The organism is Paenibacillus sp. JQZ6Y-1 (genome assembly GCF_040719145.1).
Lineage (GTDB): Bacteria > Bacillota > Bacilli > Paenibacillales > Paenibacillaceae > Saccharibacillus > Saccharibacillus kandeliae.
This window is the reverse complement of record NZ_JBFDUZ010000001.1, coordinates 2,012,705-2,030,591: the sequence shown is the minus strand read 5'-3', so window position 1 is coordinate 2,030,591 and position 17,887 is coordinate 2,012,705. Positions and strand designations below refer to the sequence as shown.

Here is a 17,887-nt window from a genome sequence, read left to right as displayed (position 1 = left end):
TGCGCCCAATCTTTCGATAATAAGTTAAGTGGTTTACCTTCTGTCTGGAGGAAAAAGCGTATGTACGTATTTATAATGTCTTTGCTTTTATCGTTTGTTCCGTTTATATTGCTAGGATTTCTGGCTATTGAAATATTGCTGCGTCATCCCGATCATCCGTTGCATCGATTAACGATGGCGCTGATTGTTTTGCTGGGCTTGATTTTTTTGAGCGACTTTTTGACTCAATCGCTTGATTTCTCCATTGCCAGCCAAATCAATCCTATGACTGCGTATGTATTGAGCTTTGCGGCATTAACGCTGTTAACGTACTTTTTTACACAGCTGAGCCGTCTAAAGGTAGCGAAAATACTAGTACACTTGATGGGAATCGTCCCATTGAGTGGTGTTGTGCTTATGATCGTGTATCCCGATTATTATCATGTACGCTTGGTGGAAGGGCAATATTGGCGTGTAGAGATACACAGTGCTGGTTTTGATATTATGTTTCTGGTCATTGCCTGTTACTCGCTGTTGTATCTGATGCTGATTACCGTATTCGGTTATCGCAAATTGAAGCGAAACCGTGCGTACAAGCGCGAACAGCAGATGATGCTGACGATGATTCGCGGCAGTCTGGTTGCGTCGGTCTGGCTGATTGTCGCCTTCTTGCTTGGCAATGTGCTACCGGAAAATCCTATCGTGCCGTTGAACAATCTGCCTTCGTATGCAGGGCTGATTCTTGCCTGCACACTGCGCGTAGCGATGAACAAGTATGAGTTTCTTGCAGCGGCAGAGCAGCGGTACAAATTGATCTTTTCCTTATCCAGTGGTGGTATTGCACTGGTAAATGCTTCTGGGATTGCGGTAGAAAGCAATCCGGCGTTTCGCGAGTTGGCTGGCGTGCCAGAGGGGCATGACGATATTGATGTGTTTGCTCTGTTTAGCGAGGATAGCAAGTCGCGGTATATGTATTTGTTTGAGCAGGGCTTTTTGAATCGATCCCTACCGCAGAATATGCAGATTCAGATCGTGAATCGCAAAGGCGTTCAGTATACGGTTGAGATCAACAGCGACTTTTTGGAGATGGATGGCGAGATGCACTGCTATTTGCTGATCCGTGACATTACGCAGCAGCAGAAGGACGAGGCGCGCTTGCTTGAGCTTGCCTACACCGATTCATTGACTGGGCTTGCGAATCGGTATCAGTTCCATTTGCGGCTGGAAGAAGCGCTGGAGAGATCGCGTGTGTACAATCATCGTGTCGTGGTGATGCAGATGGATCTGGATCATTTTAAATGGATTAACGATACAATGGGGCATTCCGCTGGCGATCTGTTGCTGATCAATGTGGCGCGTTTGATTCGTCAACATGCACCGGAACATAGCGTTGTAGCACGGATGGGTGGCGATGAATTTTCACTGCTTGCCGAGATTCCAGCGGGGCAGGATGAATATGCACCAGCCGAGATCGCAAGCCATATTTTACGCGGATTCGCCAAGCAGATTGCGCTGCGGGAAAAGTATTATCATGTATCCTGTAGTATTGGCGTTTGTACGGCACCACTTGATGGCGGTGATCCCGAAACATTGCTGCGCAATGCAGATACAGCGATGTATGCTGCCAAACGGATGGGGCGCAACCAGTATCAACTGTTTAACGAAACGCTGAAAAGCTCTGCCGAGCATCATCTCATGATGCAGCAGGGCTTGGAGACGGCGCTGGAAAATAAAGAATTCACACTCGTGTATCAGCCGCAGGTGGATAGCGAGACGGGCACAATGATCGGCGCTGAAGCGCTGCTCCGCTGGCATTCTGCTGAGCTGGGCTTTGTGTCGCCGCAGGACTTTATTCCGATTGCAGAGCAGAGCGGGATGATCCGCCAGATCGGCGAATGGGTGATGAAAGAAGCGGCAGAGCAAGCGGTACGCTGGATGCACGGTGGTTATTTTACCGATATGCAGATGTCAGTTAACGTCTCTGCCAGCCAGCTGACCGATCCGTATTTTGCCCATAAAGTGGAGATGGTACTCAAGCAAACGGGACTGCCTGCACATATGCTGTGTTTGGAGTTTACCGAGAGTGCTGCCATTCGTGAGGATGAGCAGATTATGGCGCTCTGTAATGAGATCGTCAAAATGGGCGTAACGCTGGCTGTGGACGACTTCGGTACTGGATATTCTTCTATGCGTACGGTCACAAGCTTCCCATTCCACTTTATCAAAATTGATCGCTCGCTCGTATACGATATTGATCGCAATCCGCGCAACGAAGCAGTCGTACGCTCGATTCTAGAACTGGCGGAGCAATTGGGCATGAATGTGCTTGCCGAGGGCGTAGAGACGCAGCAGCATGTGCATCAGCTGTTACAACTCGGCTGTCATTATATCCAAGGATATTATTATGGTCGTCCGATGAAGACGTCAGACTTCGAGCAATGGGTGGATCATGAGTTGCCAGAATTGAAGCGTTTGGAAATAGTGGACGATGTTCGCAGCATCAGATAATAAGCGTCTAAGATGGAGCTTATCTTGTGCTGATGATTATAATGCCGAATCGTACTTCCATCTGGACACCAAATGAATGCTGCATCCAATCGTATAAAATGCCAAAAAAGACTGCCGAGCTATGTTGGGCAGTCTTTTTTGATATATCATTTGCAGGAGTTATGGGTAGTGCTTGCGTATAAGACTGATCCGACATTCCAACATGAATTCTATTACTCATCTATGAGCATCCATTCTTTTTCAAGCAAAGACTCTTGGATTGGGAGGGTCATCTGTGCTACGATAACTCCGTGTAAAGGTGGACAAACCCGCCCCGGACGTATAGCGGCGGGCCACAGTCATACAGTCAAAGGGGGAACGGCATGACACTGCAACAGCTCCGCTATGCGATTGAGATTGCAAACTGCGGCTCGATGAACGAGGCCGCCAAGCGGTTATTTATTTCCCAGCCGAGCCTATCCAATGCGATCAAGGAACTGGAAAATGAGCTGGGCATTTCGATCTTCGACCGGACGAACCGGGGGATCAGCATTTCGGTGGAGGGGATGGAGTTTCTAGGATATGCGCGCCAGATTATTGAGCAAGCGGAACTGATCGAGAACCGCTATCATGGCAGCAAACGTAACCTGACTCACTTCTCCGTATCGACTCAACATTATGCGTTTGTCGCAGACGCATTTGTAAAATTGATGGATCAAAGCGATATTAGCGAGTATAATCTGCATCTACGTGAAACCCAAACGTACAACATCATCGAAGATGTCAAAACATTGCGTAGCGACATCGGTATCTTGTATATTAACGAGCGTAACTTCAAAGTGATGAACAAGCTGTTCAGCGATGGTAATCTGATGTTTACGCCGCTGTTTAATACCAGTCCGCATATTTTCATTCGTGCTGGTCATCCGCTGGCGCAAAAGGAGTATGTTACGACGCAGGATGTAAGCGCCTATCCGTATATTACATTTGATCAGGGTGCGAACAACTCGCTGCACTTTTCGGAAGAGATGGTTAGCTTTTCCACCGTGGGCAAAAGCATCAAGGTGAATGACCGAGCAACCCTTGCGAATCTGTTGGCAGGAACGGATGGGTATACGATTGGGACTGGCATTCTCGTGTCCCAGTTTAACTATGAGCAGCTGATGTCAGTACCCTTGCAGACGAATGAGGACTTTACGGTCGGCTGGATTGCACATAAGGATCGCAAGCCAAGCGAGATTGCTTCGCAGTATATCGATATTTTGAATGATCTGGTATCGAATAGTTATTTGAATATGAATCAATTTTTATTATAGGGGGAGCATATGCCAATTCCAATGACAGGTACGCGTCGAAACCATCCTCCATTCCGCTGTGATATTGTAGGCAGCTACCTGCGGCCGGAGCAGCTGCGGGAGGCACGGTTTCAGTTTGAAAGCGGTGAGATGACGGCGGATCAGCTGAAGGTGATTGAGGACGAAGAGATTGCCCTGCTGGTTGCCAAGCAAAAGGAAATGGGATTGCAAACGGTGACCGACGGGGAGTTTCGTCGCGGCTGGTGGCATCTGGACTTTTTTATCGGAGTACAGGGAACAGAGAAGATCGGACTGCCCACCGCAGGCATCGATAACCGCAACCGCGCAGAAAGCTTCCGTATCGTCGATCGGATTTCGTTTGGCGATCATCCGATGGTGGAGCATTTTCGCTATTTGCGAGATCTTGCCGGTGATCGAATGCCGAAAATGACGATTCCATCGCCGTCACTATTTCATTTTGTGGAAAGCTATAACGGCAATGACGTGTATAACGATCCTGAGGAGCTGAATCAGGATATTATTGCAGTCTATCGAGAAGCGATTCAGGCATTTTACGATGCGGGCTGTCGATACTTGCAGCTGGATGATACCACTTGGGGAACGCTATGCAGCAGTCGTCACCGGATGCTTATTCGCAATCGCGGTCAGGACCCGGATCAATTGGCGCGCGATTATGTGCGTCTGATCAACGAAAGTATTGCTGGTCGTCCAGACGATATGGTCATTGCACTGCATGTGTGCCGGGGCAATTTCCGTTCGACATGGTTTGCAGCTGGTGGATATGAGCCAGTGGCAGAGGAGCTATTTGCTAACGCGGAAGTGGATGTGTTTTTTCTGGAATATGACAATGAACGGTCGGGGGACTTCCAGCCACTTCGTTATGTGAAGGATCAGTATGTGGTGCTAGGGTTGGTCACTACCAAGCATGGCGGATTGGAAAATAAAGACGTGCTGAAAGAGCGCATCGCTGAGGCAACACAGTACATCGATCTGGACAAGTTGTGTTTAAGCACCCAATGTGGATTCGCTTCTACCGAGGAAGGAAATATGCTGACAGAGGAAGAACAATGGAATAAAATCCGTCTGGTACGCGAGACGGCGAATGAAATTTGGAATGGTAATCCGGTATGACACAATAAACACCACATTGTAGGTATGTAGGATAAAATGAAATTTCGTTTATCACTCTCTTATGCAGGACGATATCTGTTCTATTGCTGGAAATGGTCTAGACTCTCGATTGATTCGAGGGTCTTTTTCTCGTTTTATCATTGATCGAAAAGGGGAATTTTGCCGCTATAGCCTGAAGCTAAATCGCTATAGCTTTCATTTATAATAGGTCATAGCTTTTTGAACTTATGCTGCTGCGATACGTTCGTGATATAGTAACTGCAACGCAAATCAGGTGAACGAGGGGGCAATACCATGAGTATCGTATTCAATAATGAGCAGGCTGTACAGCGCAAAAGTGTTCCTTTCCGCAATGATATTGTAGGCAGTTTCTTGCGTCCAGCGAATTTGAAAGAAGCACGCACGCAATTTCAACATAACGAAATTACTGCTGAGCAACTTCGCAGCATCGAAGATGAAGAAATTACCAAGCTGGTGCAAAAGCAAAAGGAAGTTGGTCTGAAAGCCGTAACCGATGGCGAATTCCGTCGCTCATGGTGGCATCTCGATTTCTTCTGGGGATTTGACGGCGTTACGAAAAAAGTACTCGGTGAAGGCTATCTGTTTCACGGCGTAGAGACACGTGCTGAGACTGCCTACGCATCCGGTAAGATCAAATATGTCAATCACCCACATCTGGATGATTTTACATTCCTGAAAAGTGTAGCTGGCGACGATGTCGTTGCTCGTCAAACAATTCCTTCCCCAGCGCAGCTGTTCCTTGAATTGAACCGTAATGAGGAGAATCGTGCCGAACTGGCGAAAGTATATAGCGATAACAATGAATTGGTTGCCGACATTGCCACCGCGTATCGGAAGGCGATTCTGGCATTTTACGAAGCAGGCTGCCGCAACCTGCAATTGGATGATTGCACATGGGGCATGCTGTGCGATACGAAGTTTACCGAAGCGCAAGGGATTGATACAGCGGTTGTTGCTAAGCTGTATGCGCATCTGAACAATGAAGCGATCAAGGATCTGCCGGAGGATCTGACAATTACCATGCATGTCTGCCGTGGCAACTTCAAGTCTACATGGGCAGGTAGTGGCGGCTATGAGCCAATTGCTGAAGTGCTGTTCGGTACGGTCAATGTGGATGCGTTCTATCTGGAATTTGATACCGATCGTGCTGGAGATTTCTCGCCACTGCGTCATGTACCAGCCCATAAGCAGGTCGTTCTCGGTCTATTCAGCTCCAAAATCGGTGAGCTGGAAAACAAAGAAACCATTCTCAAACGTATCCAAGAAGCGACGGAATTCCTAGATATTAATCAGATTTGCCTTAGCCCGCAGTGCGGATTTGCTTCGACCGAGGAAGGTAATATTCTTACCGAGCAGCAGCAATGGGACAAGCTCCGATTTATCAAGGAAATTGCCGACGAGGTTTGGCATTCATAATAGCAAACGAAGCCGAAAGCAGGGCATTCTCTTCTACGTTAGAGATGCCCTGCTTTCTTTTTCTTCTCGTCATAGATTACGGTACGTTCAAAGATTCTTCACTTCTGAACAGAATGAAAATAAGTGATTTTATGTATAAAATGATATAACAAACGTTTCAATTGCCCTTGTTATGGTGAAGCACTCTAATAGAAAAGCATACATGACTTGTCATTTCATCATTCTGTACGAATGAATGTCATTCCCTCTGGATGATGGATACATAATGACCTGCGCATCCATGCTTTAACTCAAAGGAGGTTATTCCCATGGCTAAAATTGCAGTAGAAAAACCTTTTGATGATGTAAAAGAAGCACTTGAAGCAAAAGGACATCAAGTAGATCTGGTAGAGAGTGATCAAGAAGTAAAAGGCTATGATGTAGGTGTGGTACGCGCACTGAGCGATGGCAATAATGATCTGTATGATTTCCCAGTTATCAGCATTGATGGACAATCCATTGATGAAGTAGTGAGCCGCGTGGAAGATCATCTGCAAAAGCTGCAATAACAAAATAAGCATTGGCAGAGCATTCATCCTGACCAGATCTTCAAGATCGTGGATCAGCGGATACTCGAACATGTTTGATATGTTTTATCTTCGATGGCGATAGGATTCAACATAATGATCCACACCGCTATCGGAAAAAGTCGCATGTCTCCATTGGAGAGTGCGACTTTTTTATTGGTTTATTCTTTTATATCGCGCTACCTTTGCCTTGAACTCCTGAACTCCTGAACTCCTGAACTCCTGAACTCGTGCTTGGTGCAAATTGCTTTTCGCTACCGATATACGCTAAAGTAAAATCATGCAGTAAATTTTTTACAATGTATACCACTATCCAATTCGAGAAACGGAGCGTGAGACTAGATGCCACTTGATCCGCAAGTACAGGAATTTCTTGATGCTTTTAACAATATGCCTATCCCGCCATTGCACACCATTGATCCTAAGCTGATTCGTAGCATGGAGGGCAAAATGGCAGAGCAGCGTCAGAGTACACCTCTGCACGATGTAACGGATATTCCGCTTCCACTTGCTGACCGTACAATCAACGTACGTAAATATACGCCAGATGATGCGCCGATTCATCCGGCGATTGTTTTTTATCATGGAGGGGGCTGGGTATTGGGCAGTCTCAATTCGCATGATGAAATGTGTCGTCGTTTGAGCATTGCAGCTGGTGCAGTCGTCATTGCCGTTGATTATCGACTCGCACCGGAGAATCCATATCCGGCTGCGGTTTGGGATGCGTATGATTCGTTAGTGTATATCGCTGAGCATGCAGCAGAGTGGGGAGTAGATGAGCAAGCAATTGCCGTTGCGGGTGACAGCGCAGGCGGTAATCTAGCTGCCGTCGTCTGCCTGATCGCCAAAGATAAAGGTGGACCTTCAATCAAAGGACAGTTGCTCATGTACCCTTCCACAGGGAAAGGGGAGGGTACTGATTCTTACCGCGAAAATGGGAAGGGGTATATGCTGACCGCAGAGACGATGGCATGGTTCAGACAAAGCTATTTTAGCCAAGGCGAGAATGAAGATCAGCCGTACGCGTCACCACTGCTGTATCATGATCTGAGCGGATTGCCACCAGCAATTATTATCACTGCCCAATACGACCCATTGCGTGACGATGGTGCGCAATATGCGAATAGCCTACAAGAAGCAGGCAACACCGTAGAGTATCAAAACGAAGACGGCATGATTCATGGATTTCTGTCTATGCTGCAATTTGATCGTTCCGGCGTAGTGCTACAAGAGGCAGGAGAGAAGTTGCGCCGTATCTTGCTATCCTAAGTGTCAAGCGTTTTGCTACAATCCAGTCTATGTAGTGTATGAGAGTAATCATTTGATAGTAATTCTTATCCGTTCGTATGAATAGATAGTATGAATGGAAGCAGACAAATATAAATCCCCCACATCCTTGAATCAACAAGACTGTGGGGGTTTAATCGTTAACAGCAATATTCAATTTTAAACGTTCCTCCTATACGTATACACAATCCACATGCCTGACATGGTTACTTTCGCCGTCCATGCTTGCCGATTGTCGATGCTCTGCAGTCGCAGACAATCGTTTAGCGATTGTTTACTTCATTCTATTGCCGCAGCCATTTTCGACTGGCCTGTTGGCAATGATATGTTATTCAATCCCGATTCGATCGAATAATGGGTCCGCACACTTCCCAGTTAACCATTCCATGTCTTTGCATATGGGATGATTTCCAGCATACGGTGTCTTCACGAGCAATGCTTTCACTGGCATTTCTCAAGCGTGAAATCCACTTTAGTATGCATCGCTAACCTGCTTCATTGGAATCCTGCTCCCTTCCTAACAAGTTGTTGTAAGCTTGCTCGAAAATAGCATTTTCCTCTGTTCACAGCCTTTCTGAAGTTTGAGAAATCCATATTTCATTATTCTTCACTTGAATCGTAATTATTTATTCATTAAAAAGTATTTATTCATTAAAAGCGAAAATCATTCGTATTTCACATTCCTGTTTCATAGGTTGAGTCCCACATATCCACGATCTGCGAAAAATGTTTTCACGGACATTTCTCTATGTGCAGTCGATTATAATATGCTTCGCTATCGTTATTGCATTGGAATCCTGCTCCCTTCTTAGCAACGATCAAAGCTTGCTTGAAAACAGTTCATTCCTTACCTACTTTCTTACTTTTTCTTCACAACGATGCAACGGTCAGCACATTGTACGCCCCGCATACCCCAAAGTCACGAAAAACGCTGTCACTACGCTTCTCTTGCGTGAAGTTGTGTCAGTATGCTTCGCTAACCTTTTCCAACGGAATCCTGCCCCTTTCTTGCAAGTAGAATATGCTTGCTTGAAAAAGCTTCTTCCTACAGTCGTCAAATGGGATCAGTGTTGTCTTCACATACCCTCAATCTGCGCAATATGGACGTTTTCACGGACGCCAGTTTGTTCTGCAGTTGAAACGGTATGTTGCTTAACCTACTCCATCGGACGTCTCTCCTTCCCTGAGGATAGGAATTGAGTGGATACCACCAGATTGCAACGCCGGTGATGCTATACGTTAAAGCGTTGGTTATTGGTGATGCCTACATCATAAACCCGCTCGTACAAAAATGAAAGCGGTATATACTGCGTTAAATCAGTGTAAAATCCGATTTGACGCAAATACATACACCTTACTTTAAAATCCATCTTTTTCCTTTTATTTGGTTCGTTTTTCGCCTGAATTGGTTCTTTCGTCCACAGAAGATGTGTTCGCATAATCGCTTGAATGCCCGCCATGTAAGGCTTTCGATCTTTCCATAACAAGATGAGAGCAGTACGAATCTAGATTATTTTTTTCTGACAAACAAAAAGAATGCGAGAATAGCTTTGTAAACGTACGATCAGTAAAAACTGAAATGTTAAGCGAGTGTAAGATAATCTGAATTGCCGTCTTAAAGGGTGCAGGATGTGGGTAATATAATAAAGAGAATACTTCTATGAGCGAAACATCCATGTACATTTATACAAAATGACAGTGTAACAGGCAGAGACGAAACGGAGGAATACAGGATGAGAAACCCAATCAAAGAACTAAAAGGCATCAAAGATAGCATTAACGAAGTAAAGCAGACGATGGACGGTATTAAAGGTACATTGGACGATGTCAAAGGAGATGTCGATCAAGTGCAGAAGCGTCTGCAAACGACAATGGATCATGCCAAGCAAACATCTGAGAAAGCGCAGAATTCAACGCAGCAATTAAAGCAAAGTCTCCAAAAAGCGAACACTGGTATGACGCAGTCTAAAAAGCATATCGCTTCTACCAAAAAGGATATTCAACAGGGCGTGAGCATCGTAAAAGGTCTATTCGGCGCAGTTACCGAGCGTAGAACGGCGGAAGAGGCGAATGTAGACACGCACGCCGCTCCTTCCAATCATACGCAGCATGGATATACTGACGTTGACCGTGCCGCTGATCAGCAGCATGCAGGCGCTCAGCTGATTGAAGGTGGACAGTTGTATCAGGAAGGCACAGCATTCTTCTTGAAAAAAGATGATCAAGTGATTGGTGAGATTACGTATATTCCGGGTCCATTTCATGATACATGGACACTAAACCATACGTATGTGAATCCAGAATTCCGAGGTGGCAAGATCGCCAAGGGCTTGTTGGATCAAGTGGTAAATGCAGCCCGCGCAGAGAATAAAAAGATTATACCAGCCTGCTCTTATGCTGCGGTTCAATTTAAACGCGATAGTAGCTATAACGATGTATGGTGGAAGGAATAGTAGCTTTACATGCATGCCAATCTCAACGCAATAACCATAAGATCACAGTCTATATCTATTCATAAAGCTGTTCTCAAGCTGAAAAGCAGATCGCAATATAGGCGGTCTGCTTTCCGTATGTACAGAGTAAAAGTGTCTGTATGGAATATGATAAAAGTGCAATATGAACTCCTAATAAGGAAACTTATTCCAGTGGTTAACTGAATTGCTGTTCAGGGTAATGATGTATGAACATATTGGAGAAACGGAAGGTGAGTACATTGAAAAAAACAATTGCAGATTCGGTCGTAGAAACATTAGTCAATGCCGGGGTAAAACGTATATTCGGAATTACCGGAGACTCGCTGAATGCGATTATCGACGCTGTTCGTCGTTCAGGCAAAATCGAATGGATTCATGTTCGTCATGAAGAGGTCGCTGCTTTTGCCGCTGGCGCGGAAGCAGAATTGAACGGTACAATTGCCGTTTGCGCAGGCAGTAGTGGACCAGGAAATCTGCATTTGATCAATGGGCTGTACGATTGTTATCGTAATCGTGTGCCGGTATTAGCGATTGCTGCTCATATTCCGAGCGATGAGATCGGTAGCAGTTATTTTCAGGCTACTCACCCAGAATTGATTTTTCAGGAGTGCAGTGACTTTTGCGAAGCCATTATGACTGAGAAGCAAATGCCGCGTACATTGACGATGGCGATCCAGACAGCGATTGCCAAGTCGAGTGTATCGGTTGTCATTTTGCCCGGAGATATTGCAGGTCTGGAAGAAAGCACGCATCCTGTGCCAGAGCAGGTCGCTTATCCAACACATCCAGTTATTGTGCCGAATGATGCTGATTTGCAAACCTTAGCAACTTATTTGAATGAAGGCAAGAAAATCTCACTGCTATGTGGAGCGGGTTGCAAATTCTCTCATGCCGAAGTGATGGAGCTGTGTCAGCGACTACAAGCTCCAATGATTGTCGCTCTGCGCGGTAAAGAACATCTAGAATACAATAATCCATATTTTGTCGGTCTCACTGGATTGATCGGATATTCGTCAGGTTATCATGCCATGATGGATTGTGATGTGCTGCTGATGCTGGGAACGGACTTCCCGTACCGTCAATTTTACCCGGAAAAAGCAAAGATCTTGCAGGTAGATATTGACCCATCGCATCTTGGTCGCCGTACAACACTCACATATGGTCTATGTGGCGATGTAAAGGAAACGGTGAAACGTCTGTTACCACTGCTCACGACCGAGCATGATAGCGGACATTTGGAAAAATCGCTGGATCGTTATCGCAAGGTACGCGAGGAACTGGACGAGATGGCAGTCAAAGGACGCTCCGGCAACAAAGGATTGCATCCACAATATTTGACTAAAGTAGTCAGTGATGCGGCTGCACCGGATGCAATCTTCACGGCAGACGTAGGAACACCAACTGTTTGGACCGCACGGTATCTGGAAATGAGCGAGCAGCGCCGTCTGATTGGTTCGTTCAACCATGGTACGATGGCGAATGCACTGCCGCAGGCGATCGGCTTGCAGGCAACCGAGCGTGACCGTCAAGTGATCTCCTTCTCTGGGGATGGCGGTCTTAGTATGTTGATGGGTGATCTGATCACACTCAAGCAGCACAATTTACCAGTTAAAGTAGTCGTTTTCAACAATAGCGCACTGAGCTTCGTAGAGCTAGAGATGAAAGCGGGCGGTTATCTGGAATCAGGAACGGATCTGCATAGCACGGACTTTGCGGCAGTTGCCAACGCACTTGGAATTCAAGGCATTCGCGTAGAGGATGCGGAAGAATTAGAGGATGCTGTACAGCGCGCATTGGCGCACGACGGTCCAGTGCTGCTGGATGTTGTCGTGAACCGTCAGGAACTGTCCATGCCGCCAACAATTACCAAAGCGCAGGTCAAAGGTTTCTCGCTATGGATGGCAAAAGCGATTATGAACGGACGTGGGGACGAATTGATCGACCTTGCCAAATCCAATTTATTACGCTAATAGATGTCGTTCTATTACGTTCTGCTTCTCTAAAAAGCCAAGTAGGATAAGGTATAACTCGGTCTATAGCACCAAACAAAAGAGTGGACAATCGTGTTGTAAAGCGGTTGCCCATTCTTTTTTCATTTTTTATTTTAAATTAACGATTTTTCTTAAAAAAAGTGTTACTATAGACCCATCAAAATTCACGCAACAGGAATGATTGTCCTGGCTTTCGCATTCAAAGGATGAATAAACATGAAAATCCCTTTTCTGACCAAGCGAGCTAAACATGGAAAGTACGGTTATTTGGAGTATTTGCGTTACACAACAGGGCATTTGATTACTTCCCAGCGTCAATTTTTTAAACTCAAAAAGATTATGAAAGAACAGCAGCTCGCTACGTATTTCCAGCCGATTCTGAATTTGCAGGATGGCAGCTGTCTCGGTTATGAAGTGTTGAACCGTCCGCCATTCTCATCCTTGTTTCCGCATACCGATGCTTTTTACGATTATATTGGCAGCACCAATCAAGTGTTTGCGTTTGAGCAATTCTGTCGTGAATTATCGTTTAAACGTTATCGGGATGCGCTGGATTATGCACCATCGGCTGAACAGGGAACGGTATTCATCAATGTTCATCCTGATGTGCTGGGCGATACCAATTATCGCAGCGGGGAGACACTCCGCCATCTGTTTCGCTATGGGCTGAAGCCAGAGCAGATTGTATTTGAACTAACCGAAAAGCAGGCAGTGGAAGATTACGAAGCCTTTGAAAAGGTGCTGTCAAATTACCGTGATCAAGGGTTTCGCATTGCGATTGACGATGCTGGATCAGGGTATAACAGTCTCAAGTCAATCGTTAGCTTGAAGCCCGAGTTTATCAAATTGGACAAGTCACTTGTACGTCATATTGATTCGCGTCCCGATCAGCAACGTGTCGTCAAATTGCTACAGGAGTTTGCGTTGGAATCAGGTACGCATATTATTGCGGAAGGGATTGAACGGACGGAGGAATTGCTGTTTTTGCGTCAACATCAGATCCAGTTTGGACAGGGATATGCGTTGGGGAAACCGGCAACCTCACTTAAATACAAATGGATTGCCGAGTGGTGTGCAGAAGTATCTGGTCAATATGAAGCCTGAAAAAAGGTGTTGACGGATCGGGGAAGGATACAGTAATCTGTTCACTACATATTCCGGAGCATGACATATCAACATTGCAATGATCGAGACTCTTGATCCATCCTACCGTTGTCCAGAGAAGAAATCCACCGGCTGAAAGGTTTCTCATGTACGGTCTGATCAAGTCCTATCCCGTGAGCAAGCAGTACCCGAATCCTCTTTTTCTCATTGCATAATGGGAGAAGCAGATGTTCGGTGATTCTGCCGGCAGCCCCGTTATCGGCACAAAGATTCATCATCGTCTGGCGGCATGCAGCTGTACACGTTGGCAATGATGAATAAATAAGGGTGGTACCACGACGCATTCGTCCCTGACGAATGCGTCTTTTTGCGTTCTTATATTCAATCCAATGTAACCGTAATCCGATCAGGGAGTGAACAGTTATGAGACAAAGCCAATTGCTTGGACATACATGGCGTGAAAATCCTGGCGACGCTGAGGTAGCAAGCCACCGCTTGCTGTTGCGTGCCGGATATATTCGACAGGTTGCTGCTGGTATCTATACGCATCTGCCATTAGCGCAGCGAGTATTGCATCAGGTGGAACAAATCATTCGCGAGGAGCTGGATCAAGCTGGTGTACAGGAGTTGCATTTGCCAGTGCTGAACCCAACGGAATTATGGCAAGAATCGGGACGATATGATACGTATGGCAGCAAGCTGATGCGTATTGCCGATCGGCATGGACGTCATTTTGTACTCGGTCCCACACATGAAGAAGTAATCACCGATCTGATCCGTAGCGAGATTCGCTCGTATCGTCAGCTACCGCTCAAGGTGTATCAAATTCAAACCAAGTTCCGTGATGAGAATCGTCCGCGCTTCGGGTTGCTGCGTGGACGCGAGTTTATGATGAAGGATGCGTACTCGTTTGACATCAGCCGTGAGGCATTACGGGAATCATACTTGTTAATGTACGAGACGTATCACCGTATTTTCGCACGCTGCGGGTTACAATTTCGGGCTGTGGAGGCAGATGTCGGTTCGATTGGCGGCGATGGCTGGACGCATGAATTTATGGCATTAACCGATGTGGGTGAAGATACGATTGTTTCCTGCAACCATTGCCACTATGCTGCCAATTTGGAAAAAGCGGAATATCGGCTCTCCCTAGCTTCTGATAGCCAATGGACTGAAGCTTCCGTCACCGAGCGAATAGACAAAGCACCACAAAAAATCCATACACCAGGCATAACAACAATCAGTCAGCTAGCCGAATATCTGCATGTACAGGCATCGGCTATCATCAAAACGCTAGTGTTTATCGCGGATGGGCAACCGCTATTGGTGGTTGTACGTGGTGATCATGAGATCAATGAGGTCAAGCTACAGCGTATTGTGCAGGCAGAGCAGCTAACGTTAGCCGATCATGATACCGTCATTCGTCTGACTCAGGTACCGGTTGGCTTCCTCGGACCGTATGAACTGAAAGCATGGAAGCAACAGTCCATACGTGTGCTTGTAGATCATGCTGTGTATGAGATGAATGAAGCGATCTGCGGTGGAAATGAAGCGGATTACCATTACGAACATGTAGTACCTGCGCAGCATTTGCCAGCAGCAGATCGTTATGACCTGCACAATGTAGAGGCGGGCGAAGGCTGTCCGCGTTGTGAGGAAGGCATATTGCAGCTAGGCAAAGGCATTGAGCTGGGTCATGTATTTGAACTCGGTACACGCTATAGCGAAGTGATGCAGGCGCGCGTTCAAGATCAGCATGGCAAGCAGCAAACGCTGCTGATGGGCTGCTATGGAATTGGAGTATCGCGCCTACTATCTGCCATTATTGAGCAGCATCATGATGAAGACGGTATTTGCTGGCCGCTGACAGTGGCACCATATCAATTGCATCTGATTCCCGTTTCGGTCAAGGATGGGCAGCAATATGAAGCATCGGTGCAGTTGTATAATCAACTGCGACAGCATGGTGTAGATGTACTGCTGGATGATCGGGATGAGCGTGCCGGTGTCAAATTCAAGGATGCCGATCTGATTGGAATACCGCTGCGTATTATTGTAGGCAAAGGAATCGTAAACGGCGAAGTAGAATGGATGAACCGTCATGATCGTCAACGCCAACAGATACAGATGAAGCAGGTATTGCACGAAGTATTGGCGCTTCTTTCCTAAACTCAACGTTCTTATTTATCTACGATAGTATAAAATACGTGTCATGATATGCAGGTTATATTAGGCACATCTAAGTTATGCTGTGCCTATTGCATTCATTCACCAAGGGCAGTGGAGGTTATCCACTGCCCGTTCCTATATATATTTCTCTATATATTCTTCTATATGTGTAATTCAGCAATTGTAATACATCGCTCCACTTCATTACACCGTATATAGTTCCCGTGATATAGTCTGTCTTCCTCATTCAGCTAACAATGATGCCGTGCGTATCCGCTTGCAAAAAAGTCAATAGATGGTATGATAATCCTGATTTTCAATAAAAGAACAGATGAACAGCATACATAATTGGAGGTTCTGTTAATGGCTACTCTGTTTCTGATTGTGATCTATCTTTCTTTTATCAGTCTGGGTATTCCAGATTCGATGCTAGGCGCAGCATGGCCGGTGCTGCATGTAGATATCGGCACGCCATTCAGTGCGGCAGGCGGATTGGCAATTGTTGGGGCGGTTGGAACGATTCTATCCAGTCTGGCAAGTGGCAAATTAATCGAAAAGCTGGGCGCTGGGCTGATTACGCTTATTAGCTGTTGTTTGACAGCAGCAGCGCTGCTTGGCTTTGCCTTTGTGCCGTCATTCGGTTGGTTGGTACTGTTGGAGATTCCACTGGGTATTGGTGCGGGAGCTGTGGATTCGGGATTGAACCATTTTGTCGCTTCCAACTATAAAGCGCATCATATGAGCTGGCTGCATTGCTTTTGGGGTGTAGGGGCAACCGCTGGACCGATCATTATGTCTCATTATATTGGTACGGACAGTTCATGGCGCGGCGGCTACATTGCGGTTGCATGTGTACAATTTGCGTTGGTACTTATTCTGCTATTCACACTGCCACTATGGGGCAAGGTTGTAAAACTAAGGCAGCAGGAAAAGCAATTTGAACGACAGCGAAAGCAAGCAGCAGCGGAAACTCATGCTATCGATGGTTTGTCCGTGATGGGAGAAGGAACGCAGGAGGGAGCACATACTGCTATAGGGCAACCTCAACAATCGTCCGTCACAGATCAGACGACAACCAATGTGGTGGCAAATGATCCTAGTGGGACTGTTCACTCTACATCCGAGCCAGATCATTATCCACAGGATGCTGCACAACAATCGGCAGCAGCCAGTACTCCAAAGGCTGCACCGGGAGCCGGACTCTTTCGTTTACCGGGTGTAAAGTTTACGTTGTTTACGTTTTTGTTCTATTGTGGGGCAGAGACAACGGTTAGCTTATGGGGAGCCAGCTTTCTTGTCGGCTCACGGCAGATTGCACCAGAAGTAGCGGCAGGCTGGATTTCGCTATATTTTGCTGGGATTACAATTGGACGTTTTGTGACTGGATTTTTGACATTGCGAGCGAGCAATCGAACATTGATTTTACTTGGACAGCTATTGTCTGTAGTTGGTGCAATTTTGCTGCTGTTGCCATTGCCGGGAAGTCTACTTATGCTCGGATTGATTATGATCGGTATTGGGTTTGCTCCGATTTTCCCTGGATTGCTGCATGAGACACCTGCACGCTTCGGTGAAGGCAATTCAGCACGGCTGATCGGTTACCAGATGGCGGTTGCTTATACTGGCGCCACATTGCTGCCACCGCTGTTCGGTGTGGTTGCTAGCTATGTGCAGATTGGATTGTTTCCGTATGTTGTGTTGGCGTTTATTGTATTGATGCTGTTCTTCTCGGAACGTGTCAATATCGCGATTCGCCATACGTAATCAAGTTGCATTATTCAGACATTAAGCTACAAAGGGTCATACGAAATCGCAAATAAGCGTTAAAAATGACATAATATTCGGGAAAAGAATGATTACGTTGTATCTATTTAGATTATTATCGAATAACTGTCATCTATAAAAAGGGGAGTTCCATATTTTGGTATTGGCGTACGTTGCTTGAG

Annotated in this window: 11 protein-coding genes; all 11 read left to right on the top strand. The window is 46.1% G+C overall.

Annotation, left to right across the window (positions count from 1 at the left end; genetic code table 11):
* The first annotated feature begins 60 nt into the window (after positions 1–60).
* The 11 genes from ABXR35_RS08705 to ABXR35_RS08655 all read left to right on the top strand — a co-directional run bounded on the left by ABXR35_RS08705 (position 61) and on the right by ABXR35_RS08655 (position 17,705).
* Positions 61–2,487 (top strand): putative bifunctional diguanylate cyclase/phosphodiesterase, encoded by a 2,427-nt coding sequence (locus ABXR35_RS08705; protein ID WP_367058269.1) that lies wholly within the window; start codon positions 61–63, stop codon positions 2,485–2,487.
* A gap of 362 nt (positions 2,488–2,849) precedes the next feature.
* Positions 2,850–3,782: a LysR family transcriptional regulator gene (locus ABXR35_RS08700; protein WP_367058266.1), complete on the top strand. Its 933-nt coding sequence runs from the start codon at positions 2,850–2,852 to the stop codon at positions 3,780–3,782.
* Positions 3,783–3,791: 9 nt separating this feature from the next.
* Positions 3,792–4,913, top strand: a complete 1,122-nt coding sequence (locus tag ABXR35_RS08695; RefSeq protein ID WP_367058263.1) for a 5-methyltetrahydropteroyltriglutamate--homocysteine S-methyltransferase — start codon at positions 3,792–3,794, stop codon at positions 4,911–4,913.
* A gap of 294 nt (positions 4,914–5,207) precedes the next feature.
* Complete coding sequence (locus ABXR35_RS08690; RefSeq protein ID WP_367058260.1) at positions 5,208–6,350, top strand: 5-methyltetrahydropteroyltriglutamate--homocysteine S-methyltransferase; 1,143 nt, start codon at positions 5,208–5,210, stop codon at positions 6,348–6,350.
* 308 nt (positions 6,351–6,658) lie between these two features.
* Positions 6,659–6,898, top strand: coding sequence for a YkuS family protein (locus ABXR35_RS08685; protein ID WP_367058257.1), 240 nt, complete (start codon positions 6,659–6,661; stop codon positions 6,896–6,898).
* Positions 6,899–7,258: 360 nt separating this feature from the next.
* Positions 7,259–8,185 (top strand): LipP1 family hormone-sensitive lipase, encoded by a 927-nt coding sequence (gene lipP1, locus ABXR35_RS08680; protein WP_367058254.1) that lies wholly within the window; start codon positions 7,259–7,261, stop codon positions 8,183–8,185.
* Between the two features lie 1,751 nt (positions 8,186–9,936).
* On the top strand, positions 9,937–10,656 hold the full coding sequence (locus ABXR35_RS08675; RefSeq protein ID WP_367058251.1) for a GNAT family N-acetyltransferase: 720 nt from the start codon (positions 9,937–9,939) through the stop codon (positions 10,654–10,656).
* Between the two features lie 260 nt (positions 10,657–10,916).
* Positions 10,917–12,647 (top strand): ubiquinone-dependent pyruvate dehydrogenase, encoded by a 1,731-nt coding sequence (gene poxB / locus ABXR35_RS08670; RefSeq protein WP_367061298.1) that lies wholly within the window; start codon positions 10,917–10,919, stop codon positions 12,645–12,647.
* A 237-nt stretch (positions 12,648–12,884) separates the two neighbouring features.
* On the top strand, positions 12,885–13,772 hold the full coding sequence (locus tag ABXR35_RS08665) for an EAL domain-containing protein (RefSeq protein WP_367058248.1): 888 nt from the start codon (positions 12,885–12,887) through the stop codon (positions 13,770–13,772).
* 423 nt (positions 13,773–14,195) lie between these two features.
* Positions 14,196–15,941: a proline--tRNA ligase gene (locus tag ABXR35_RS08660; RefSeq protein WP_367058245.1), complete on the top strand. Its 1,746-nt coding sequence runs from the start codon at positions 14,196–14,198 to the stop codon at positions 15,939–15,941.
* Between the two features lie 363 nt (positions 15,942–16,304).
* Entirely contained in the window at positions 16,305–17,705 is a 1,401-nt protein-coding gene (locus tag ABXR35_RS08655; protein WP_367058242.1) for an MFS transporter, read from the top strand.
* Positions 17,706–17,887: the final 182 nt, after the last annotated feature.